The organism is Paracoccus sp. S-4012 (assembly GCF_009674885.1).
Taxonomy (GTDB): Bacteria; Pseudomonadota; Alphaproteobacteria; order Rhodobacterales; family Rhodobacteraceae; genus Paracoccus.
Genome location: NZ_WKKA01000017.1, coordinates 24,095 through 45,678, shown reverse-complemented (window position 1 = coordinate 45,678; position 21,584 = coordinate 24,095). Strand labels below are relative to the sequence as shown.

At 71.1% G+C, this 21,584-nt stretch carries 18 protein-coding genes and 1 pseudogene; 1 reads left to right on the top strand and 18 read right to left on the bottom strand.

Features of this window, described 5'->3' with window-relative positions; genetic code table 11:
* Positions 1–2 precede the first annotated feature (2 nt).
* The 15 genes and pseudogenes from GI374_RS16145 to GI374_RS16075 all read right to left on the bottom strand — a co-directional run bounded on the left by GI374_RS16145 (position 3) and on the right by GI374_RS16075 (position 18,168).
* Positions 3–920, bottom strand: a complete 918-nt coding sequence (locus GI374_RS16145; RefSeq protein ID WP_154338072.1) for an MBL fold metallo-hydrolase — start codon at positions 918–920, stop codon at positions 3–5.
* 246 nt (positions 921–1,166) lie between these two features.
* Positions 1,167–2,773: pseudogene (locus tag GI374_RS16140) on the bottom strand (FGGY-family carbohydrate kinase).
* The gene (locus GI374_RS16135) at positions 2,763–5,147 is read right to left on the bottom strand and encodes an aldehyde dehydrogenase family protein (RefSeq protein ID WP_154338071.1); all 2,385 of its coding nucleotides are present in this window, start codon (positions 5,145–5,147) and stop codon (positions 2,763–2,765) included. Before GI374_RS16135 ends, GI374_RS16140 begins: the two are co-directional and overlap by 11 nt.
* 9 nt (positions 5,148–5,156) lie before the next feature.
* Positions 5,157–6,107 (bottom strand): deoxyribose-phosphate aldolase, encoded by a 951-nt coding sequence (gene deoC / locus GI374_RS16130; RefSeq protein ID WP_154338070.1) that lies wholly within the window; start codon positions 6,105–6,107, stop codon positions 5,157–5,159.
* On the bottom strand, positions 6,104–7,039 hold the full coding sequence (rbsK, locus tag GI374_RS16125; protein ID WP_154338069.1) for a ribokinase: 936 nt from the start codon (positions 7,037–7,039) through the stop codon (positions 6,104–6,106). The genes deoC and rbsK overlap by 4 nt, the downstream gene beginning before the upstream one ends.
* On the bottom strand, positions 7,036–8,124 hold the full coding sequence (locus GI374_RS16120) for a DUF4432 family protein (protein ID WP_154338068.1): 1,089 nt from the start codon (positions 8,122–8,124) through the stop codon (positions 7,036–7,038). Before GI374_RS16120 ends, rbsK begins: the two co-directional genes overlap by 4 nt.
* 3 nt (positions 8,125–8,127) lie before the next feature.
* Complete coding sequence (locus tag GI374_RS16115) at positions 8,128–9,180, bottom strand: ABC transporter permease (RefSeq protein WP_154338067.1); 1,053 nt, start codon at positions 9,178–9,180, stop codon at positions 8,128–8,130.
* A 9-nt stretch (positions 9,181–9,189) separates the two neighbouring features.
* Positions 9,190–10,206 carry an ABC transporter permease gene (locus GI374_RS16110; RefSeq protein ID WP_154338066.1) on the bottom strand — a complete coding sequence of 339 codons (1,017 nt, stop codon included), beginning with the start codon at positions 10,204–10,206 and terminating at the stop codon, positions 9,190–9,192.
* A complete protein-coding gene (locus GI374_RS16105) occupies positions 10,203–11,729 on the bottom strand; it encodes a sugar ABC transporter ATP-binding protein (protein WP_154338065.1) in 1,527 nt (508 codons plus the stop codon). The genes GI374_RS16110 and GI374_RS16105 overlap by 4 nt, the downstream gene beginning before the upstream one ends.
* 65 nt (positions 11,730–11,794) lie before the next feature.
* Positions 11,795–12,838: an autoinducer 2 ABC transporter substrate-binding protein gene (locus GI374_RS16100; RefSeq protein WP_154338085.1), complete on the bottom strand. Its 1,044-nt coding sequence runs from the start codon at positions 12,836–12,838 to the stop codon at positions 11,795–11,797.
* A 154-nt stretch (positions 12,839–12,992) separates the two neighbouring features.
* Positions 12,993–13,700 carry a DeoR/GlpR family DNA-binding transcription regulator gene (locus GI374_RS16095; protein WP_154338064.1) on the bottom strand — a complete coding sequence of 236 codons (708 nt, stop codon included), beginning with the start codon at positions 13,698–13,700 and terminating at the stop codon, positions 12,993–12,995.
* Between the two features lie 105 nt (positions 13,701–13,805).
* Positions 13,806–15,185 (bottom strand): Coenzyme F420 hydrogenase/dehydrogenase, beta subunit C-terminal domain, encoded by a 1,380-nt coding sequence (locus tag GI374_RS16090; protein ID WP_370515414.1) that lies wholly within the window; start codon positions 15,183–15,185, stop codon positions 13,806–13,808.
* Positions 15,182–16,231: a polysaccharide pyruvyl transferase family protein gene (locus GI374_RS16085; protein WP_154338062.1), complete on the bottom strand. Its 1,050-nt coding sequence runs from the start codon at positions 16,229–16,231 to the stop codon at positions 15,182–15,184. Before GI374_RS16085 ends, GI374_RS16090 begins: the two co-directional genes overlap by 4 nt.
* Positions 16,232–17,203: a Gfo/Idh/MocA family protein gene (locus tag GI374_RS16080; RefSeq protein WP_370515413.1), complete on the bottom strand. Its 972-nt coding sequence runs from the start codon at positions 17,201–17,203 to the stop codon at positions 16,232–16,234.
* Complete coding sequence (locus tag GI374_RS16075) at positions 17,200–18,168, bottom strand: zinc-binding dehydrogenase (protein ID WP_229583411.1); 969 nt, start codon at positions 18,166–18,168, stop codon at positions 17,200–17,202. The genes GI374_RS16080 and GI374_RS16075 overlap by 4 nt, the downstream gene beginning before the upstream one ends.
* Positions 18,169–18,236: 68 nt before the next feature.
* Here GI374_RS16075 and GI374_RS16070 point away from each other — a divergent pair, with 68 nt between their 5' ends.
* Complete coding sequence (locus GI374_RS16070) at positions 18,237–18,797, top strand: DUF1003 domain-containing protein (RefSeq protein ID WP_154338061.1); 561 nt, start codon at positions 18,237–18,239, stop codon at positions 18,795–18,797.
* Here the strand turns inward: GI374_RS16070 and GI374_RS16065 are convergent.
* Genes GI374_RS16065 through GI374_RS16055 form a run of 3 tightly spaced genes read right to left on the bottom strand, consistent with a single transcriptional unit; the run spans position 18,755 to position 21,575 of the window.
* Positions 18,755–19,879 (bottom strand): inositol-3-phosphate synthase, encoded by a 1,125-nt coding sequence (locus tag GI374_RS16065; protein WP_154338060.1) that lies wholly within the window; start codon positions 19,877–19,879, stop codon positions 18,755–18,757. The genes GI374_RS16070 and GI374_RS16065 overlap by 43 nt on opposite strands.
* 11 nt (positions 19,880–19,890) lie before the next feature.
* Positions 19,891–20,814: a glycosyl hydrolase gene (locus tag GI374_RS16060; protein WP_154338059.1), complete on the bottom strand. Its 924-nt coding sequence runs from the start codon at positions 20,812–20,814 to the stop codon at positions 19,891–19,893.
* A complete protein-coding gene (locus GI374_RS16055; RefSeq protein WP_154338058.1) occupies positions 20,811–21,575 on the bottom strand; it encodes a TIGR04290 family methyltransferase in 765 nt (254 codons plus the stop codon). The genes GI374_RS16060 and GI374_RS16055 overlap by 4 nt, the downstream gene beginning before the upstream one ends.
* Positions 21,576–21,584 lie beyond the last annotated feature (9 nt).

Here is a 21,584-nt window from a genome sequence, read left to right as displayed (position 1 = left end):
GCTCAGAAACGGTTAACGGGCAGCTTCAGGTAGACGCGGCCGTCGTCCTCCGCAGCGGGCAGTCGTCCTCCGCGCAGGTTGATCTGCAGCGCTGCGAGGATGCGGTCGGGCAGCGGCAGGGTGGCGTCACGCTCGTCGCGGCGCTTGATCCAGTCCTCGCGCCGGGTGCCGTCCCTCACATGCTGGTTTCCCGCCTTGTGCTCGCCCACCGTCGCCTCCCATTCGGGCTCGTCGCGGCTGTCGGTGCCGTAGTCATGGCCGACGAAGAGGCGCGTCTCGGGCGGCAAGGCGAGGATCTCCTGGATCGAGGACCAGAGCTGGCCGCTGTCGCCGCCCGGAAAATCGGCGCGCGAGGTGCCGACATCGGGCTGCATCAGCGTGTCGTGGGTGAAGGCCGCATCGCCGCAGACATAGGTGATCGAGCCCGGCGTGTGGCCGGGCGACAGCATCACCCGCATCTCAAGCGCGCCGATACGGAAGCTCTCGCCCTCGGCGAACAGGCGGTCGAAGTCCCGCTTCGGATCGAAGACGCCGGGCATGTTGTAGATCTCCGCCCAGATCTCCGCGATATCGCGCACCTTCTCGCCGATGGCGTTCGGCGCGCCGGTGCGCGCCTTCAGCTGCGCGGAGGCCATGACGTGATCGGCATGCGGATGGGTGTCGAGCACCCATTCGACGCTCAGCCCATGCTCGGCCACGAGGCCGAGCACCTGATCCATGCTCTCGGTCGAGAAGCGGTAATGCCTGGGATCGAAGTCCCAGGCCACGTCGATCAGCGCCGCCTTCTTCGTGATGGGATCGGCGCAGACATATTGGATCGAGCCGGTGTTCGGCTCATAGACGCCCCAGACATCCGGGCTGCCCTCCCCGCGCGAGGCCGAGTGCCGGACAATCCGTTGTTTCAGCTTCGGTCTGCTCATGACGTCGCTCCCTGCGAGGCGAGGACATTGATGAACCGGGCGCGGGCGCCAGACCAGAGGCCGGTCAGCATCGCCGGCAGAAAGACCAGCGTGCCCGGCGCCACCCGCCCGGCACGATTTCTCTGCGAGACATCGGAACGATCCTTCGCAGAAGGATCGGCGTTGGCCGGTTCGCGCGGGCAAATATCAGACATACGAACCCTGATGGCCCGCTCTGCGAGGCATTCGGCAAGGACGACTGACGCCTTACACACCGCTCGCGCGCAGTTCCGCCCCGAGCGCCTGCAGCCGCAGCCAGGCTTCGTATCGCGCGTCGTGAAGGCCGCGGGTCGGGGCATCCGGCTCGTGGACCGCCCCGCGCCGGGTCACGGCCTCCATCGCCCTGCCCGCATCGGGATGCAGCCCTCCGGCAACCGCGCCGAGGATCGCCGCGCCGAGCAGCACCGGCTCGGGGCAGGCGGTGGCGTTCACGGGGCGGCCGGTCGCGTCGGCGAGAAGCTGGCGGACCAGCCGGAGATTGCCCGCCCCGCCGCTGATGACGATGCGCCGGGTGGGCGCGCCGGCCGCGTCCTGCGCCTCGACGATCTGGCGCAGCCCGTAGCCGAGACCGCAGATCCCGGCGACGTAGAGGGCCACGAGGCCCGCCTCATCGCGCTCCATGCCCAGCCCGGCAATGATCGCGCGGGCACCCGGATCGGCGAGGGGGGGGCGCGGTTGCCGAGGTATTCGGGGACCACATGCAGACCCTTGGCGAGCGCCACTGGCACGGGGGCGGCGGCGGCCAGATCGGCCAGATGCGCGGGCAGCGCGAGCCCGCGTTCGGCCGCACGAACGGCGGCCTCCGCCGATGCCGGATGCGACAGCAGGAGCTGCTCGATCGCCGCGCCCGCCGCCGACTGCCCGCCCTCGTTCAGGCAGAGGCCCGGCACCATCACCGAGAAATACGGTCCCCAGACGCCCGGCACGAAGACCGGCGCCTCGGTCGAGGTCATGGTGCAGGACGAGGTGCCGAACACATAGCCGAGGTTGCCCGCCGGATCGCCGTCCAGCCCGACCGTCCCCAGCCCGCCCGCATGGGCGTCGATGATCCCCGCCCCGACCGGCGTGCCGGGCGCGAGCCCCAGTTCCGCCGCCGCGCGAGGCGTCAGCCCCGCGCCGAGCGCGGTGCCCGGATCGGCGACCTCAAGGCCGATGCGGGCAAAGCCCTCATCCGCCAGCTCACCCAGCCCGATCGCCCGGAAATATCCCGCATCCCAGCGGGACTCATGGGCCAGATAGGTCCATTTGCAGGTGAGCGTGCAGGTCGAGCGGGTCAGCGCTCCCGTCGCCCGCCAGGTCAGGAAATCGGCGAGGTCCATGAACTGCCATGCCTCGGCGAAGACGCGGGGCCGGTGCTGTTTCAGCCACAGCAGCTTCGGCGTCTGCATCTCCGGCGAGATGCGCCCGCCGACATAGCGCAGCACGTCGTGGCCGCCTTCGTTGATCCGTTCGGCCTGAGCGGTCGCGCGGTGGTCCATCCAGACGATGATGTCGCGGGCCGGGTCTTCCGACGGGCCGACCGGCAGCGATGCGCCCCCCTGCCCCAGCACCACTAGCGAGCAGGTCGCGTCGAAGCCGAGCCCCGCGACGGAGGCCACCGTGATGCCCGCCTCCGCCATCGCCTGCCGGACGGCGGCGCAGACGGCGGCCCAGATGTCCGCGCTCGACTGCTCGACCATGCCGCCGGGCTCGTGCCAGATGCGGATGTCGTGCCTTGCCGCCGCGAGCATCTCGCCCGTGGCGTCGAAAACCCCCGCCCGCGCGCTGCCGGTGCCGACATCGACGCCGATCAGGTGCCGCGCCTCAGGCGCCATAGGGGACCCAGATCGTCTTGACCTGCTGCGCCTCCTCGGCCAGCCGCAACAGCCGCGCGGGCGGCAGCGCGGCCCAGTCAGCGACCCCGTGCCGCCGCACCGGCTTGAGATTGCCTGCCGAAGCCTCCTCGAGCCGTCGGGTCAGCGCCGAGGCACCCTGATGCCACAACGCGTCCACCTCGTCATGCAGCGCCAGCACCGGGGCAAGCTCGGCCGGGTCGCCGGAGATCAGGTTGACGACGCCGCCCGGCACGTCCGAGCTGTCGCAGAGCTGCGCGAAATCGCCCGCCAGCCAGGCCTGATCCGGCGAGGGCACCGCCACCACGCGGTTGCCCATGGCAATCAGCGCGCCGATCAGCGTCACCATCCCCAGCAGCGGCTGCGCCTCGGGACAGACCAGGCCGACCACGCCCCGGGGCTCGTTCATGGCGAGCGTGACGTGGCGGGCGCGGGTGGACTGGACCGCGCCCGCGAGCTTGTCCGCGAGGCCCGCAAGCTGCGTCAGCCGGTCGATGGCGGCGTCGGCCTCGGCCAGCGCGGCGGCCTCGGCGCTGCCGGTCAGGGTCAGCGCATGGGCGAAGGTCTCGCGCCGCCGGGCCATGTTCTCGGCCATGAACCAGACCACCTGCGAGCGGTTGTGCCCGGCCTGCGCCGACCAGCCCTGCGCCTTGACCGCTGCCTCGACCGCGTTGCGGATGTCCTTGCGATTTCCGAGCGCCGCCGCCCCGAAGACGCCGCCCGACCCGCGCAGCGCGTAGCTGCCGCCGCCATCCGCGCGGACCTGCCTGCCGCCGACATAGAGCTTCAGCGTGCGGTCGAGCGCGGGCTCGCTGTTGCCCGCCCGCGCTGCCTCCGCCACGGGCGCGGGGGCGAAATCCACCCGCGCCTGCGGCTCGGGCGGCGCCTCGGCCCCGGATTCCCGCAGATAGGCGCGCATCCCCGCGGCGCCGCCCTCGCGGCCGAAGCCGCTCTCCTTCATGCCGCCGAAGGGGGCGGCGGCGTCGAACATGTTGGTGCCGTTGATCCAGACCACGCCCGCGCGCACCTTCGCGGCAAGGTCCATCGCCACGTCGAGGTTCTGCGACCAGACCGAGGCGGCGAGGCCGTAGGCGGTGTTGTTGGCAAGCTCCGCGGCCTCCGCAGGCGTGCGGAAGGTGGTCAGCGTGGCGACCGGCCCGAAGATCTCCACCGTCTGCAGCGTCGAGGCGGAATGCGCCCCGGTGACGAAGCCCGGCGCGTGGAAATGCCCCGTCCCCGGCAGGTCGCCCGGCGCACTGTGCAGGACCGCGCCCTCGGCGGCGCCGGTCGCCAGCAGGTCCGCGATGCGGCTATGCTGCTCGGCCGACACGATCGCGCCGATATCGGTGGACTTGTCCAGCGGATCGCCGACCCGCAGCGTTGCCAGCCGCTCCTTCAGCCGCTCCTGGAACCGTTCCGCAATGCCCTCCTGCACGAAGAGCCGCGAGCCCGCGCAGCAGACCTGACCGCCGTTGAACCAGATGCCGTCAACCACCCCCTCGACCGCGGCCTCGAGGTCGGCATCGGCGAAGACCACGAAGGGCGACTTGCCGCCCAGTTCCAGTGTCAGCGACTTGCCCTGCCCGGCGGTTGCGCGGCGGATCGCGCGGCCGACCTCGGTCGAGCCGGTGAAGGCGACCTTGTCCACGCCCTCATGCGCGACGAGCGCCGCCCCGGTCTCGCCCGCGCCGGTGACGATGTTCAGCACCCCGGGCGGCAGGCCGACCTCCGTGCAGATTTCCGCGAAGGCGAGCGCCGTCAGCGGCGTCTGCTCGGCCGGTTTCAGCACCACGGTGTTGCCCGCCGCGAGGGCCGGGGCCACCTTCCACGACAGCATCAGCAGCGGGAAGTTCCACGGGATCACCTGCGCGCAGACGCCGACCGGCTCATGACCGGGAAACAGCGCCTCGATATTCGCGGCCATCCCGGCGTGATAGTGGAAGTGCCGCGCGACCAGCGGGATGTCGATGTCGCGGCTCTCGCGGATCGGCTTGCCGTTGTCGATGGTCTCCAGCACCGACAGGAACCGCTCGCGCTTCTGGACGGCCCGCGCGAGCGCATAGAGGTAGCGCGCGCGGGTCTGTGGCGTCTGCCGCTGCCATGCTGGCAGCGCTGCGCGGGCGGCCGCCACGGCGGCCTCCACATCGGCGGCCGTCCCCGCGCTGACCGAAGGCAGCGCCGCATGGGTCGCCGGGTTCTCGACCGGGATCGCGCCCTCCGCCTCGTGCGGGGTGAAGCGGCCGTCGATGAACTGGCCGAAGCCCTCGCGATGGCTGTCGAGCCACGCCTGCACCGCCTCGCTGCTTTCGGGCGAAGGGCCATAGTCGAGGCTGTCCAGGATCTGGCGGATGGTCATGGCTGGACCTCAGGCGACAGGATGGTGGGACCGGGCCGAGTAGCGGCCGGTGACATGGTGTTGCAACTGCCGCTCGATGTCGGCCAACAGCGAACTCGCGCCGAAGCGGAAGCGGTCGGGCTCCATGGCCTCGCGGCCAAGTTCCTCGCGGATCAGAGACAGCCAGGCGGTCGCCTCCTTGGCGGTGCGGATGCCGCCCGCGGGCTTGAAGCCGACCGTATGGCCGGAGCGTGCGCCATAGTCGCGGATCGCCCGCAGCATGACCAGCGCCACCGGCAGGGTCGCGTTCTCGGTCTCCTTGCCGGTCGAGGTCTTGATGAAATCCGCCCCCGCCTGCATCGCCACCATGGAGGCGGCATAGACGGTGGTGAGTGTCCCAAGTTCGCCGGTGGCGAGGATCGTCTTCAGATGCGCCGCGCCGCAGGCCTCGCGCATGGCGGCGACCTCGTCGTAGAGCGCCGACCAGTGGCCGCGCAGCGCGTGCTCGCGCGTGATGACGATGTCGATCTCCTCGGCGCCCTGATCCACGGCATAGCGGATCTCGGCCAGCCGCAACGGCAGCGGCATCAGCCCGGCCGGGAAGCCGGTCGCGACCGAGGCGACGGGGATGCCCGACCCCTCGAGCGCCGCAACCGCGGAGGCGACCATCGTGGGATAGACGCAGACGGCGGCGGTGGTGATGCGCTCGTCGGCCAGTCCCAGAGCGGCCTGGATGTCGGGCCGGATTGGCTGCCGCGCCTTGCCGCAGAGGCGCGCAACGCGCTCGGCGGTGTCGTCGCCCGCGAGCGTGGTCAGGTCCATGCAGCGGATCGCATGGACCAGCCAAGCGGCCTGATGATCCTTCTTGACGCTGCGCCGGGGGCCAATCTGCCCGGCCCGCCGCTCGGCGGCGGAGCGGTTGACCGCCACCGCCTCGAACCAGTCGGGGGCGAGCGCCATGCCGGGGTTGCGGTCGTTCATTTGTGCGCCTCGCAGAACCCGGCGAACTCGTCGGCGGTCGCATAGGATTTCTGGGTGCCGCGGCGGGTGATCGACTGCGCGGCATAGCGCGCGCCCTGCCCCAGTGCCTCGGCCGCGGGCAGTCCGGCGGCGAGGAAATGCGCGAAGCCGCCGATGAAGGCGTCCCCTGCCCCGGTCGTGTCCACCGGCGTCACCTGCACCGGCGCGATCGGCGTCACCGCCTCGCGCGTGACCAGCCGCGCACCGCGGCCGCCCAGCGTCACGACGACCTGTCCGATCCCGCGCTCGATCAGGCTGCGGGCGGCGGTGAGGATATGCGCGTCGGTCTCGGTCGGCATCCCGCTCAGCAGCGCCAGTTCGCTTTCGTTGGGGGTGAAGAAGGTCAGGCCCGCCAGCCCGCCGATGTCCAGCGCGCGGTCCGCCGGGGCCGGGTTCAGCACCGTGGTGACGCCATGCCGCGCCGCCATCGCCACGGTGTGATAGACCGTCTCCAGCGGCACCTCGAGCTGCATCAGGATCACGTCGCAGCGGGCCAGATCGGCCTCGGCCGCGTCCACGTCGGCGGGCATCAGCGCCGCGTTCGCGCCCTTGACGATCAGGATCGAGTTCTCGCCCGAGGCCTCCACAAAGATCGGCGCCACGCCCGAGGCCTTGCCGGGCACCGGGCGCACATGGGTCGTGTCGATGCCGTTCGCGCGGAAGTTCTCGACCTGCTGCGGGCCGAAGAGGTCGTCGCCCACGCGCGTGACCATCACCACTTCCGAGCCGAGCCGCGAGGCGGCCACCGCCTGGTTCGCGCCCTTGCCGCCGAAGCCGATCTCGAAATCCGGGGCCTCGACGGTCTCGCCGGGCCTCGGCATCCGGTCGATATAGGTGATGAGGTCGATCATGTTCGATCCGACCACGCCGATGCGGCCCTTGCGCCCGGTCATGCCGCGCCTCCTGTGTCGTTGATGAGCGCCGCCATCCGCTCCGCCTCGGGCGTCGTCAGAAGGCCGAAGCGCAGCCGGAAATCGGTCCCCGCGCCGGGCGCGAGGCTGATGACGTTGCCCTTGCCCGCTTCCGCCGCCCGCCCCTCGGGCTCGCAGGTGCTGGGCAGGCCGAAGGCCGCGACCTTGGTGTCGCCGTTCGCCAGCAGCCAGCGCACCAGCTTCGGGAACTGGTCGCGGCGGTAGGACAGCGCCAGCCCGTGCCCCTCGGGCGCGCGGAGCATCAGATGCGCCATGCCTTCGGCATCGGTGCCGGGGTCGCGGATGTAGAAGACCTGCTCGGGGTCGCATTCGTCGCGGTCGAGCGCGGCCATCGCAGCGGGATCGCGCTTCAGCGCGTCGATCAGCGCCAGATACTCCGGGTTCGGCGTCACATGCGCGGGCACCGCGGCGCGCACCTGCGTCCGTTCGGGCGTGTAGGGCGCGGGCTGGTGGATGCGGGCGCCGGGAACCCAGGCCGGGTTCAGATGCGCCATGTATTGCAGCGGCATCGGGAAGGCCGAGCGGTTCTCGACCGTCATGGTCCAGTCGAACTGCGCCGCGCCGTCATGCAGCGTCACGGAAGGCGTGGCGCGGTAATGCGGGCCAAAGCCCTCGATGTGGTCGCGCGCGCCGCCGAGGCGGATGAAGTCTCCCCGGTCGTCGCGGCCAAGCTCCAGCCAGGCCTCGTCCATCGGCGCGGTCGGAAACTCGCCGTGGACGGGGTGATCGTCCGCAGCCGTCGGCACGCCGTTCGACAGGAGGCCCGAATGGAAGCCGAGGCAGCCATAGGTCCCGATGATCGTCCCGGCCAGGCGCGGCGCGGCGAACTGGCTCTCCATGCCGAGGCGGTGGCCGTCGAAGGTGGCGGCCCAGAGCATCTGGCCCATGAAGGGCAGGATCTCGACCTGCCCGCGCGCATTGGCGAGGGTCAGCGCGGCGATACCAGTCGGGTAGCGGAAGGCGGTCGCGGTCAGCCCACCCAGCCGCGCGACCGCGCGGGGAGCGGGGGTGAACTGGTCGGGATGCAGCGGAACGGTGGCGATCAAGGCTCAGCCCTCGCGCCGGCGGCCGAGCAGCACGTTCGCCGCCAGCACCAGGATCAGGATCGCCCCCCAAAGGAAGTCGATCAGGTGGTTCGACACCCGCATCATCTGGAAGCCCGAGGACAGCATTACCAGCGCGATCACGGCCAGCGCCACGCCCATCACGCTGCCCCGGCCGCCGCCCGGATTGGTGCCGCCGAGCACGGCGATCAGGATTGCCTGCAGCAGGTAGGAGGCGCCGTAGTCCGACTTCGCCGCGTTGGTCCGCCCCGACAGGATGATCCCCGCCAGGGCCGCGAGGAAGCCGGTCAGCGCATAGGAATACATCAGCATCCGCGCGCGGCGGATGCCCGCGAACACGGCCGCGCGCGGGTTGGTCCCGATCAGCATCAGCTGCAGCCCGAGGGAGGTGCGGCTCAGCAGCAGCCATATCCCCACGCAGACGGCAATGAAGATCACGAAGGGCACCGGGACCGGCCCGATCCTGCCGTTGCCGATCGCGTTCCATCCGGCGGGGAAGCCCACGATCGCCGGGCCTCCGGTGAGCACCACGGCGAGGCCGGTGAACACCTGCCCGCTGCCCAGCGTGGCGAGGATCGGCGTGATCCGCAGCCGGGCGATCAGGATGCCGTTGATGATGCCCGCCGCCAGCCCCACCGTCAGCGCGAGCGCCACGCCCGCCGCCGCCACCGCAGGCCCCGCCTCGGCCCCGCCGGCCCGCTGGAAGAACAGCCCCGCGGTGATCGCGGCGAGGTTCGCGACGCCCACGACCGAGAGGTCGATGCCCCCGGTCAGCATGGCGATCATCATGGCGATGGAGAGGATGCCCAGCTCCGGCAGGAAGAAGGCCATCGACTCGAAGTTGTAGGCGGTCAGGAAGCGCGGATTGGCGAGCGTCATCGCCACCAGCACGAAGACGCAGACCGCCATGAGCTGCAGGTTCGTGGCTCCTGCCCGCCCCGCGAGCCCGGCCAGCGTGGCCGGGCGGGCGCGGGTCACGGCCGCAAGCGGCTCGTTCGCGCCGCGCTGTCCGGGGGTGGAGGGTTGCCGCTCGGTCATCGCGCCCCCTCAGACCAGCGCCTTGCGGTCGCGCAGCGCCGTCAGCGCGACCGCGGCGATCAGCATGGCGCCCACCACCACCCGCTGCCAGGTGGTGTCGATCCCCATCAGGATTAGCGAGTTCTTGATCATCACCAGCGTGAAGACGCCCAGCATGGTGCCGAGCACCGACCCGCGCCCGCCGAAGATCGAGGCGCCGCCCAGCACCACGGCGGCGATCACGTCCAACTCCCAGCCGACGAAGTCGCGCGGGTTCGCCATCCAGATCATCGAGCTGTGCAGAAGCCCCGCGAAACCGGCCAGCGCGCCCGCCGTGACATAGACGAACAGCAGCGTCCGGCCGGTGCGGAAGCCCACGCGCTTGGCGGACTCGGGCGAGGCGCCGTAGGCGAAGACCGACCGGCCGATCATGGTCCGCGTCAGCACCAGATGGATCGCCAGCGCCAGCCCCAGATACAGCAGCAGCGTCGCGGTCAGCCCGAAGCTCGCGCCCTTGGCGTTGGTCAGCGTGACGAGGTCGGTCGAGCCGAACCCGATCAGCGAATCGGGATACTTGTTGATGTTGACGTTCGAGGTGCCGACGACGCCGTTCAGCAGTCCGCGCACCATGGCCGCCGTGCCCAGTGTCACGATCAGCGGGATCATCCGCAGCCGATGCACAATGGTGGCGTTGACCGCGCCGAGGCAGGCGCCGATCAGCGTCGCCGCGAGGAACGGCAGCGCGACGCCGGAAATCCCCCATTCGACCATGGCGCGCACGACCAGATACATGGCCGCGACCGCGAAGGCCGGGAAGCTCACGTCGATGCCGCCCGAGATCATCACCAGTAGCACGCCCAGCGCCATGATGCCGATGACCACGTTCGAGCGCAGCAGGCTGAAGATGTTGTCGAGCGACCAGAAGGCCGGGTTGATAGTCCCGATCAGGGCCATCGCGAGGAGGAGGACGCCCGCGACCATCGCTTCGGTGCTGCCCCACCAAGGGGTGCCGCCGCGACGCGCGGGGGCGGCATGTATCAGGCTCATGCGGAGACCTCCGCCGCCGGGGCGTTGAGGCGCAGCGAGTCGTTCAGCGCGTCCTCGGTCAGCGCCTCGCCCGAGAGTTCGCCCGTGATCCGGCCTGCGGTCATGGTCAGCACCCGGTTGCAGTTCGCGACGAGTTCGGGAACGTCATCCGAGATCATCAGCACCGCCAGCCCCTCCTCCCGCGCCATGCGGTGGATGATGGCGTGGATCGTGGCCTTCGAGCCCACGTCCACGCCCACGGTCGGCCCGTTCAGGATCAGCACCCGCGCCTGCGTCATCAGCCAGCGCCCGATCATCACGCGCTGCTGGTTGCCGCCCGAGAGCGTGGCGACCGGCACCTCGGGCGAGGGCGCCGCGATGGCCATGCGGTCGAACATGTCGCGCGTCGCGGCGGCGGCGGCGCGGCGGTCGAGCCAGGCGCCGCGGGTGAAGCGGCGGATGGACGCGGCGATGGAGTTGTCGCGGATCGGACGGGGCAGGAACAGCCCCTCGGACAGCCGGTCCTCGGGGACGTAGCCGATGCCCGCGGCAATCGCGTCCTGCACGGTCTGCGGATCGGCGGGTTGGCCGTCGATCAGGATATGGCCCGAGACGCCTGGCCGCATCCCGAAGGCCGCGAGCGCAAGCTCGGTCCTCCCCGAGCCGATCAGCCCGCTGACGCCCACGACCTCGCCCGGCCAGAGGGACAGGCTGACCTCGGCCAGCTCGCCCGGCACCGAGACGCCGCGGAACTCGAGCCGCGGCGTGCCCGCCTGCCGCGGCGCCTCGTAGTGGCCGCGCGCCAGCTCCTGCCCGGTCATGGCGCGGGTGATCGCCGCCTCGTCGAAATCGGTGATCGGCCCCTCGGCCACCTTGCGGCCGTTGCGGAACACGGTCAGCCGCTCGGGCAGGTCCAGCATCTCGCGCATCTTGTGGCTGACGAAGAGGATGGCGATGCCGTGGGACTGCAGGTCGCGGGTGATGCGGAACAGCCGCTCGACCTCGCGCCCGGTGAGCGCGGTGGTCGGCTCGTCCATCACGATCAGCCGCGCCTCGGCCAGCACCGCCCGCGCGATCGCCACCAGCTGCCGGCCCGAGGTGGGCAGCGTCTCCACCGCCGCGTCGAGCGGCAGATCGACGCCCAGCCGGTCCAGCACCTCCTCCGCCATGCGCCGCGCGCGGCGACGGTCGACCAGCGCCGCGCCCTCGCCGAGGAAGGTGTTGAGGGTAAGGTTCTCGGTCACGGTGAGCGTCGGAAACAGCGAGAAGTCCTGATAGATGACCTGGATGCCCGCATGGGTCGATTTCACCGGGTCGAGCGGCCCGACAGGCTTGCCGTCGATCAGGATCGTGCCCGCGTCGGCGCGATAGACGCCCGACATCACCTTGATGATCGTGGATTTCCCCGAGCCGTTCTCGCCCGCGAGACAGTGAATCTCGCCCGGCATGATCGACAGCGACACGTCGTCGAGTGCCGTCACCCCGCCGAAGCGCTTGGTGATGCCGCGCAGCTCGATTAGCGGCGTCTGGGATGATGTGATCATCGGCGGGCCCGGTCGGCAGGTGGATTGACCGGGACGCACGCGCGCGCCCCGGCCGGTTGCCCGGATCAGAAGTCGTACTGATCCATGTTGTCCTTGGTCACGCCGACCCAGCCCGCGCCATAGAGCTTGTTCGGCGCCGCCGGATCGGGAGCGATCAGGTTTTCATAGCCCGCCAGACCGAGGTTCAGCCCCTCCTTCAGCTCGTCCTGCTTGCCCTCGAGCGCGGCGACGGCGACCATGTTCATGGCGTAGCCGGCGACGGCCGGGTCCCAGAACTGGATGTATTCCACCGCGCCGTTGTCGAGGTACTCGCCCGCCACGGACACCAGCCCGGTGCCGGAGAAATGCACCTTGCCCTGCAGCCCGCCCTCGGTGATCAGCCGCCCCGCGCCGGCCGAGGTCGGCATCGGCGCCCCGAGGATGCCGGTGATGTCGGGCTGGGCGGTGAAGGCCTCGCGCAGCCGGGTGTAGTCCTGGTTGGCGTCGTCGTAGGTCTCCAGCCGGTCCATCGCCAGCGACATGCCGGGGAATTGCTCCTCCTGATAGGCGACGGCGCCGTCGATCCATTCCATCTGGCTCTTCGAGGTCAGGCTGCCCACGGTGGCGACATACTTGCCCTCGCCGCCCATCGCCTCGCCCAGCACCTTCATCAGGTTGGCGCCATAGGCGAGGTTGTCGAAGGCCTCGATGTCGTAATCGGCGTTCTGGATGTTCGAGGCCTCGTGCGTCACCACGACGATGCCGCGGTCGCGGGCCTTCTGCAGCACCGGCTCGACCGCCTCGACGCTGAACGGCACGACAAGGATCGCGTCCACGCCCTGCGCGATCAGGTTCTCGATCATCTGCACCTGCGCCGCCGCATCGGCCTGCGAGGGCCCGACCATGTAGGCGTCGTGGCCGGTGTCGGCGGCGAACTGCTCGATGCCCTCGCGCATGCGGTCGAACCAGGCGATGCCGTCCACCTTGACCACCGTGGCGAGCGTGTAGGTCTTGCCATCGGCGGTCTCGATCAGCGCGGTGTTGACGTTCGAGACGTCCACCGCCTCCTGCGCCAGTGCCGCCGTCGTCGTCAGAAGGCCGGCGAACGCGGCGGCCACGGTGTGCTTCATCACGGGTCTTCTCCTCCCTCGGGAAACCTGCCGCCAGCCCCTCACCGGCGCGAGCCAGGACCACGTTTTGTTGCGATCCTAACATTGTCGCCAACGGTCGCATCGCGGCCCCTGCTGCGTCAAGCGCCACGTGAGCGCGGCTCCGCGAGGGCGGTCAGGCCGGGTCCAGCACCACCGCGTCGAAAACCGCGCGGCTGGCAAAAACGTAGGGGCGGCGAAGATCCAGCTTGCTGCGGTCGGCCAGCACGATCCGCTGCCTCGAAGCCGCGATCACCGCCTGCTTCAACGCGACCTCGGCCCCGTGCGAGCAGCTGAGCGCGCCGTCCGAATCGATCCCCCCGGCCGAGATCACCGCCAGATCGAAGCGCGATCCGTCGGGCAGCGCGGGCCGGGCGAAGAAGGCGGCGGTGGCGGGATGATAGGCGCCGCCCAGCAGATCCAGCGCCAGATCGCCGCCCTGCCCCGCCGCCTGCGCGACGATCTGCGCCACAGGCAGCGCATGGGTGACGACGGTCAGCGGACCGGCCAGCAGCGGCGCCAGATGAACGGTGGTGGTGCCGCAATCGACGAAGATGCGGGTGCCCGGCCGGATCAGCGGCAGGGCGGCGCGGGCGGCGGCGCGCTTGGCCTCGACATGGCGGTCCATCTCGGCCGGGAGGTCATAGTCCGGCGCGAGGCTCGCCCGGACCAGCCAGCCGCCGAGCGCGCGCAGCGGCGCATGGGGTCCGGCCACGTCGCGGCGCAGCGTCATCTCGGTGACGCCGAGCCGGGTCGCGGCATCCCGCAGCCGGACCGACCCGCTCGCCGCGATCAACCCCATCACGGCTTCCAGCCGCTCCTGCCTTCCGCTCGGTCGTGCCATGCGGCCATCTTCCACGGCGGGGGCGAAGCCTCAAGCCGGCGCGTCCGCGTTGCATCGGGGCGGCGAAGGGCGAAGCGCCGCCTTCTGACGCTCCGGTCGCCTCGGTCAGCCGCCGCCACCACCCTTCCGCCGTTCCAGCCGGTCGAAGGTCCGGGCCAGCGGGCCGCGCGCATAGGTCAGCCCCTCGTAGACCGCATAGGCCCCCCGCGCCCATCCGAGATACAGCCCCGGCCGCCCGGCCCTGGCCGCCGCCCAGGCCATGCGATGCGACCAGCGGCTGATGGCCGCGCGGGTGCGGTAGACCAGCCGCCGCCTCGGCGGCAGCCCCGACGCCGAGGGCGCCACGCGCTTGACCGGACGGATGCCGCGGCGGGCCCAGGTCAGGCGATAGGCCAGCCCCTCGCGGCGCTGCCGGAAGCCCGCTGCCTGCGTGCCCGCGACGAAATCGGCGTCCACGGGCCGGAGGTCCAGCCGCCCCTCCGCCATGCCCGTCTCGATCAGTCGCTGGATCAGGGGCGCGCGGGTGATCACCACGTTGGTGCCGCGCCCGTCCGAGGCATGGGGCTCGACCCAGGCATCGCCGAAGCTGACATCGGCGGTCTCGGCCACCACGTCGTCGCAGAAATTGCAGGCGCTGTTCTGGAAATAGCCCGCGCCCCAGTCGCCATCCGCCAGATGCCACCAGTCGCGTTGCGCCGTGCTGCCGTCGTCCAGGGTCAGATGCGCGGTATACCAGTTCGCAGGCCGGCGCTCGTCCTTCAGGCGGTATTCGACCGCCCGGACGCGAGCCGGATCCGCGCCCAGCTGCCACGCAAAACTCTCGACGAACCGCGCGCTCTTCATGTGGCCGCAGAAGAGGCCCAGCGTGAAGGCGACGCGCTCGGCCAGCACCGGGTCGCGCGCGCGGGCGAGATGGACGGCCTTGATGAAGCAGGGGATGCCGACGACCGCGTAGCGGCCGGGGGTGGCGCGTACCTCCTCCAGCACCGCGGCGAGGTGGATGGGGTGGTAGCGCGACTTCGCCCCCGCGAGCAGCTCAGGCAGCGAGCGGCTGATGCGGTAGCCGAAGAACGGTTCGCCCTCGCGGCCCGGATGGACATGGAGGACGCCGTCCACCTCGCCCCGGCGCAGCAGCTCGGCCGCAACCCAGCTGACCATCCCGCCGGAGCTGCCCTGCGCGCGGAACGGCGGCTCCGCCGCCGCGCCGACATGGGCCGAGATGTGGCGGCCGATGCGCGCGTCCCGATGCGGCGCCTCGGGGAAGCGGGCGGCGGCGATCGCGTCCTCGTTGGCAGCAGCGGGCGAGAAGGGGCAGCGGGCGGCGAAGTCGCGAGTCGCCGCCTCGCGCCAGCCGCGGGGGCCGTCGGGTTTCAGCTGGCCATAGCTGTCCCAGACCATGCGGGCGCGCGGCTCGTCCACGGCGCAGGCGCCGCAGCCGATGCAGAGGCCGGAGCGGGCGATGCCGCCGGGGCTGATCGCCGTCACGCCAGCACCCGGTCGAGCCATGCGCCGGACTGCGAACGCAGCGCCGCGATGCGGGCGTGGATGGCCGGGGCGATCGGATCGGAGAGGAGAGCGGCGACCTCGCGGGGATCGCGGTCCTCGAAGGTCAGGTGCCGCTCGGCGTCGAGGAGTGCGGTGAGGTCGCGGACCTTGGTCCAGCGGTAGTCCGAGGGGGCGCAGGCAAAGGGCTTGCCGTTCACGAGGGCGAAGATGCAGCCGTGGAAATAGGTCGTGGCGATGGCCTCGGCCCCGGCGGCGAGGGCGGCGAAGGCCTCGGGGCCCGCCTCGAGGCGCTGCTCGTCGGCCCAGTCGTTGCGGTAGCCGACGCTGATCGACCGCAGCCCGCGCGCGCGCGCGGCGGCGGTGACGCGGGCGGCGAACCAGTCGGGGATGTGGTGGCCGTAGATCAGGAGATAGGGCGGCTCGTCCACAGGCGCGACACGCGGCGGGTTCTGCAGCACCGGGTCCAGCACCATGGCGGGGTCGGCCCCGGTCGCGCCCTTGACAAGCGCGCGGCTGTTCTCGTCGCGCACCGCGATCGCGTCCAGCCGCCGCAGCAGCCCCGCATAGTCCGGCGCGAGCCCGGCCGAGGCGTCGTAATTGCCGAAGCTCGCGGCATAGGTGACGACCCGCCGGGCCGGCAGCCCCGCGCCATAGAAGATGTCGCGCCCGCCATACCACGGATGGCTGAGGTTGAAGACCTCGTCGCTGCCGATCACCGCAAGGTCCACCGGCGGCATCGCCGCGGGCGCGTCCAGATCGAAAGGCTCGGACAGAGGCAACCCCTCGAACGCCTCCAGAAACGCCCGCAGCTTGGCGCCGTAGCGGCGGATATCGGCCCGGCCGCTCCGCTCCGGGAGCAGCGGCTGGAAGGCGTAGCGCCACTCCTTCGACGTCACCTCGCAGGAGCGGTGGTCGAGCAGCACCGCCTCGTGCCCGCGCGCGGCGATGGCCTCGACCAGTTGCCGCGCCTGCCAGTAGGAGCCGTAGTTGATGCAGCGATGGAAGGTGAGGACGCCGACCCGCATTCAGCGCCCGTAGATCGCGTCGATCGCGCCCGCCACCGTCACCAGATGCGCGGCCTCCGGGTCGAACCGAGCGCCCGACGCGAGCCGCGTGAGCCAGTCCACCGCCGCGCGCCCGCCCCAGTCGTCGGGCGGCTCGGCCAGAGGCTCGGCGCGGGTGTGGAGGTGGCGCTCGGCCCGCAGGTCGTAGAACGAACCGTCCACGTTCCGCAGACTGGCGCCGCCTTCGGTGCCGTGGAACTCCGCGGCGATCACCGCATCGCGGCCCGCCTGAAGCCCCCATGAGCAGGCCAGCCGCACCACGGTCCCCCCGGCGAGGTCCAGCGTCGCCACCGCATAATCCTCGCAGACGCCGCCTGCCAGCGGGGCGCCCTTGGCGTAGAGACGGCTTTCCACGCGCTCGACCGCGGGCCAGCCGAGCGACCACAGCGCGAGGTCGATCAGGTGCACGCCGAGGTCAACGACGCAGCCGCCCCCGGAGAGCGCGGGGTCGTAGAACCACGACTTGTCGGGGCCATAGGCGTTGTGGAAGGTCAGGTCCACGCCGAAGACATGGCCGAGCGCGCCTCCGGCCATCAGCGGCCGGATCGCCTCCATGGCGGCGGTGTGGCGGTAGGAGAGGTCCACGCCAAGCAGCCGGTCGGCCTCGCGCGCGGCCTCGACCACGGCCGAGACCTCGGCGGCGGTGCGGCCGAGCGGCTTCTGGCAGAACACCGCCTTGCCCGCCTTCAGCGCCGAGATGGACTGCTCGGCATGGGCCGCGCTCGGCGTGGCGATCACCACGGCGTCGCAGCCCGTCGCAAGCAGCGCCTCGAGGCCCGCCACCCGCGCCGCGCCCGGCGCGAGCTTCAGCGCCTCGGCGGCGGCCGGCTCGTCCGGCTCGGCCACGGCGACGATCTCGGCCAGTCCGGTCGCCGCCATTGCCGCCATGCGATGCCGCCCGATCCAGCCGGTGCCGAGAAACCCGAGCCTCACAGCGCGATCCACGCCTTGACGAAGGCGCCCGGCTTGTCGCGGGTCGCGCTCAGCGCCTCGCCCAGCCGCTCCAGCGGGTAGCTGCCCGTCAGCAGCGGCCCGAGGTCGAGCCGCCCCGATGCCACCGCCTCGATCCCGGCCCGCAGCCCGGCCATCCGCACGGCGTCGTCGCGCTCATGCGCGTTCGCCACGTCGATACCCTTCCAGTTCCACATCTGCATGTTGACCTGCCGCGGCCCGTCCTGGTGGTAGCCGGCGATCACCAGCCGCCCGCCCTCCGCGACCAGCTCGCCCGCGAGGTCGAGCGGCCATTGCCGCCCCACCGCCTCGATCACCCGCTCCGGTCCACGGCCGCCGGTCAGCGCCTTCACCGCCTCGAGGATGCGCCAGTGGTCGTCCATGGTGATCGTCTCGGCCGCGCCCATCTCGCGGGCGAGCGCCAGCGAAGTCTCGCGCCGGGATATGGCGATCACCCGCGCGCCCGCCTCGGTGGCGAGCCGCGTCAGGATCGCGCCGAGGAAGCCGATGCCGATGATGGCGACGGTCTGCCCCGCGCGGATGGCGGAGCGCGCGAAGATGTTCATCGCGCAGCCGAGCGGTTCGCCGGGGAACGGCAGCGCCTCCAGTTCCGCCGGAAGCCGCGCCACCATCCCGGCGGGCGCGAGGTCGTATTCCGCGAAGCTGCGCCCCGAGAGGCTGGCGACCCGGTCGCCGGCCGAGAACCCTTCGACGCCGGGGCCAAGCGCCGCGATGCGCCCCCAGCCCTCATGGCCGAGGCCCCCCGGCTCGCCGGGAAAGCGGGACCACGGCTGCCCTTCCCACGGCTCGACGTTGGAGGCGCAGACGCCACACCCTTCCAGCCGGATCAGCACCTCGCCGGGTCCGGGCGCGGGCACGGCGACGGTCGCGACGGCGATCTCGCCCGGCCCGCGCAGGACGGCGGCGCGCATCGTCATCGCGCTCATCTTTGCTGCCCGCCGGGAACCGCAAGGGGGGCTGCCCCGCTTCCGCCTTGCCAGCAGGAGGGCGAGGGATGCAGGGCACCAACTATCTCGGCGCGGACATGAGCGCGCGGCTCGCCGCCAACATCGAGGCGCTGGCCGAGCGCCGCCGCCGCGAGGAGCGCGAGGCCCCGCTCAGCGTCCGCATCGCGGCGCGCATCACCGCCTTCACCGGCTCGATGAAGTTCGTGGTGCTGCATGTCATCGTCTATGGCTTCTGGATCGTGGCCAATCTCGGCTGGGTTCCGGGGGTCGAGCCCTGGGACGAGACCTTCGTGATCCTCGCGATGGAGGCCTCGGTCGAGGCGATCTTCCTCTCGACCTTCGTCCTCATCAACCAGAACCGGCAGGCCGAGGCCGCCGACCGCCGCGCCGATCTGGACCTGCATGTCGGTCTGCTGGCCGAGGACGAGCTGTCGAAGCTCGCCCGCGTCGTCGCCCGCATCGCCGAGACGCTGGACGTTCCGGTAGAGCGCAAGAGCTTCGACGAGATCGAGAAGAACGTGGACCCCGAGCAGGTCCTCGACGCCATCGGCGCGAGCGACGAGCGTCACGAGGAGGCCCTGGAGATGAAGGCCTCGACGGCTTCATAGGCCTCGTCGTCGGTCATCTGCTCGGGCGGGTGCTTGCAGAAATACGCCGCCGGCGCGAGGACCGGCCCGGCGAGGCCGCGGTCGCGGGCGATGCGCGCGCAGCGGATCAGGTCGATCGCCACCCCGGCCGAGTTCGGGCTGTCCTCGACCGAGAGCCGCAGCTCGAGGTTCATCGGCACGCCGCCGAAAAGCTCGCCCTCCATGCGGATAAAGCAGACCTTGTTGTCCTTCTGCCAGGCGACATAGTCCGAGGGACCGACATGGATGTCGGCGTCGGCCAGCCGCTCGGCGGCCACGGCCTGCACGGCTTCGGTCTTGGATATCTTCTTGCTCTCTAGCCGCTTGCGGTTGGCCATGTTGAGGAAGTCGGTGTTGCCGCCGGTGTTAAGCTGGTAGGTCCGGTTCAGCCGCACGCCGCGCTTGTGGAACAGGTCGGTCAGGACCCGGTGGACGATGGTCGCCCCCATCTGCGCCTTGATGTCATCGCCGATCACCGGGACGCCAGCCTTGCGGAAACGCTCGGCCCAAGAGGGGTCGGAGGCGATGAAGACCGGGATGTTGTTGACGAAAGCGCAGCCGGCCTCGAGGGCGCATTCGGCGTAGAACTCGGTCGCCTTCTGGCTGCCCACAGGCAGGTAGTTCATCAGCACCTCGGCCCCGGTCTCGCGCAGGACGGCGACCACGTCCTCGCGGGACGGTTCCGGCAGATCGGCGGGCAGGAAGGTGCGCTCGTCGGGCTGCTCTGCCATGTGCTCGGCCACGCCGTCCAGCAGGCGGCCCATGCGGACCACAGCGCCGGTCGGCGGGATGTCGGGCGCGAAGGCGGCGGTGCAGTTCGGCGCCGCGAAGATCGCCTGCGCGACGTCGGTGCCGACCTTGCGGCGGTCGATGTCGAAGCCCGCGACAATGCGGATGTCGTCCACGCGGTAGCCGCCGAGGTCGGCATGCATCAGCCCCGCCGCGTCGTTCGTCCGGCCGGCGTAATGCGTCAGCCCCTGCACCAGCGAGCTCGCGCAGTTGCCGATGCCGACGAGGGCCACGTTGATCGGCGCGACGCGGGCGGGCTGGCGGTCGGCGTTCATGCGCGGCTCCCTCAGGCGGTCAGTTCGGCGGTCGCGGGTTGCGCCACGGCAGGGGCGTAGCGGTCGATCATCCAGGCGCAGAAATCCGCGAACTGCTGCGGGTCGTGCGGCGGGCTGGTGTGATGCGCGCCGGGGCCGAGATGCTCGGGCGTGAAGCAGAAGGTCACGGTGGTGTCGAACTCGGCGAGCGCCTCCATCTGCCGGTCGAACCAGTCGAGCGCGTTCGGCCGGAAGCTGTCGGCCCAGCTGAGGCCGGTGCGAAGGTGCCGCACGCCCAGCCGCTTCATCCAGGCCACGGCATCGTCGAGCCGCGGGTCCTGATAGTGGAACCACTGCATCAGGCCCATGTCGGCCGCATGCGGCTCATAGGCGGCGAGGCCCGGCTTCGGCGTGCCATCGGCGCGGATCAGGCCCATGTAGAAGTGACGGTAGTAGGACGAGCCCTCGGCCTCGCGGTGGCGGGTGGTGGCGCCCCATTCCTGCGGCAGATCGAACAGCGAATACCAGAAGATGCGGGGCACGCGGCCCACCAGCAGCTCGGCCGTCTTTTCCACGCCGAAGACCTGCACCTCCTCGGCTCCGAAGGAGCCGACGCCGACCTCCGTGACCCAGACGGGCTTGTCCGTCACCGCCTCGATCTCGGCCACCTTGGCCGGCCATTCGCCGATCTGCCACAGGTTCCAGTCCAGCGGGAAGCCATGCACCGCCACAGCGTCCACATGGTCGAGCGCGCCATGCCCTTGCATCTGCTGGAGCCACAGCGGGTCGATCGGCGACATGCCCCCCAGCACCCGCGTCACGCCGGGATTGACCGCCGCGATGGCCGAGCCGGCGAGGCGCACGCATTCGCCGTAGCGCGACCAGTCGGGGTCGTGCGCGGGGTCCCAGTGCGACTTGTTGTTCGGCTCGTTCCAGATCATCGCGGCTTCGATCATCGGGCGTCTCCTCGGCTGGGATAGACCGCATGCGGCCCGTATTCCGCGTAGGGCGCGGGGACAGCGCGGCACAGATAGACCTCGTCCACCGGCCCCGTCTCGACGGCAAAGCCCGAGGCGCGCAGCATCGCCTCCACGCCCGCGCGGTTCGGCACCCACCAGTTGGTCCAGTCATGCGCCCATTCGCGCTCCACGAAACCCATGCGCGGATGGTCCGGGCGCGCGAAATGGGCGTCGTCCTCGAAAGCGTAGTCGGGCGCGAGGTCGGCCACCGCCTGCGGCCCGCGGGTCAGCGACTGGAACAGCATCATGTCGCCCGCGACATGCTCGCGGATCAGGTCGAGCGCCAGCAGCGGGTGGCGCAGGTGGTAGAAGACACCCATGAAGATGACGAGGTCGAAGCGCTCGCCCAAAACCGCCACGTCGTAGGTGGAGAGGCGCCGGAACTCGACCTCGCGCTCGCCCAGGGCGCAGGCGGCGAAGCGCGCCTGCTCCAGATAGCGCTCGTCGGCGTCGATGCCGACCACGCGGGCGGCCCCCCGGCGGCGCATCTCGAACGAGTAGAAACCGGCGTTGCAGCCGATATCGAGGACCGACTTCCCGGCCAGGTCTTCCGGCACCAGCGAGGCGAAGCGGGCGAACTTGTCGGCCGGGTAATCGCCGAGGAAATGGCCGGGCGCGGTCTCGACGCCGTTCAGGTCCAGGTTGTGAAACCACGGCCCCAGCCGGGTCACGTCCTGCTCGATCTGGGCCCTGTTCATCCGGTTTCC

Excerpts from the sequence above, each read along its gene's own strand:
- GI374_RS16085 (WP_154338062.1), bottom strand. The coding sequence starts at position 16,231 with ATGCGGGTCGGCGTCCTCACCTTCCATCGCTGCATCAACTACGGCTCC.
- GI374_RS16110 (WP_154338066.1), bottom strand. The coding sequence starts at position 10,206 with ATGAGCCTGATACATGCCGCCCCCGCGCGTCGCGGCGGCACCCCTTGG.
- GI374_RS16100 (WP_154338085.1), bottom strand. The coding sequence starts at position 12,838 with ATGAAGCACACCGTGGCCGCCGCGTTCGCCGGCCTTCTGACGACGACG.
- GI374_RS16115 (WP_154338067.1), bottom strand. The coding sequence starts at position 9,180 with ATGACCGAGCGGCAACCCTCCACCCCCGGACAGCGCGGCGCGAACGAG.
- deoC (WP_154338070.1), bottom strand. The coding sequence starts at position 6,107 with ATGAACGACCGCAACCCCGGCATGGCGCTCGCCCCCGACTGGTTCGAG.
- GI374_RS16095 (WP_154338064.1), bottom strand. The coding sequence starts at position 13,700 with ATGGCACGACCGAGCGGAAGGCAGGAGCGGCTGGAAGCCGTGATGGGG.
- GI374_RS16145 (WP_154338072.1), bottom strand. The coding sequence starts at position 920 with ATGAGCAGACCGAAGCTGAAACAACGGATTGTCCGGCACTCGGCCTCG.
- GI374_RS16135 (WP_154338071.1), bottom strand. The coding sequence starts at position 5,147 with ATGACCATCCGCCAGATCCTGGACAGCCTCGACTATGGCCCTTCGCCC.
- GI374_RS16105 (WP_154338065.1), bottom strand. The coding sequence starts at position 11,729 with ATGATCACATCATCCCAGACGCCGCTAATCGAGCTGCGCGGCATCACC.
- rbsK (WP_154338069.1), bottom strand. The coding sequence starts at position 7,039 with ATGACCGGGCGCAAGGGCCGCATCGGCGTGGTCGGATCGAACATGATC.
- GI374_RS16075 (WP_229583411.1), bottom strand. The coding sequence starts at position 18,168 with ATGAGCGCGATGACGATGCGCGCCGCCGTCCTGCGCGGGCCGGGCGAG.
- GI374_RS16070 (WP_154338061.1), top strand. The coding sequence starts at position 18,237 with ATGCAGGGCACCAACTATCTCGGCGCGGACATGAGCGCGCGGCTCGCC.
- GI374_RS16065 (WP_154338060.1), bottom strand. The coding sequence starts at position 19,879 with ATGAACGCCGACCGCCAGCCCGCCCGCGTCGCGCCGATCAACGTGGCC.
- GI374_RS16060 (WP_154338059.1), bottom strand. The coding sequence starts at position 20,814 with ATGATCGAAGCCGCGATGATCTGGAACGAGCCGAACAACAAGTCGCAC.
- GI374_RS16055 (WP_154338058.1), bottom strand. The coding sequence starts at position 21,575 with ATGAACAGGGCCCAGATCGAGCAGGACGTGACCCGGCTGGGGCCGTGG.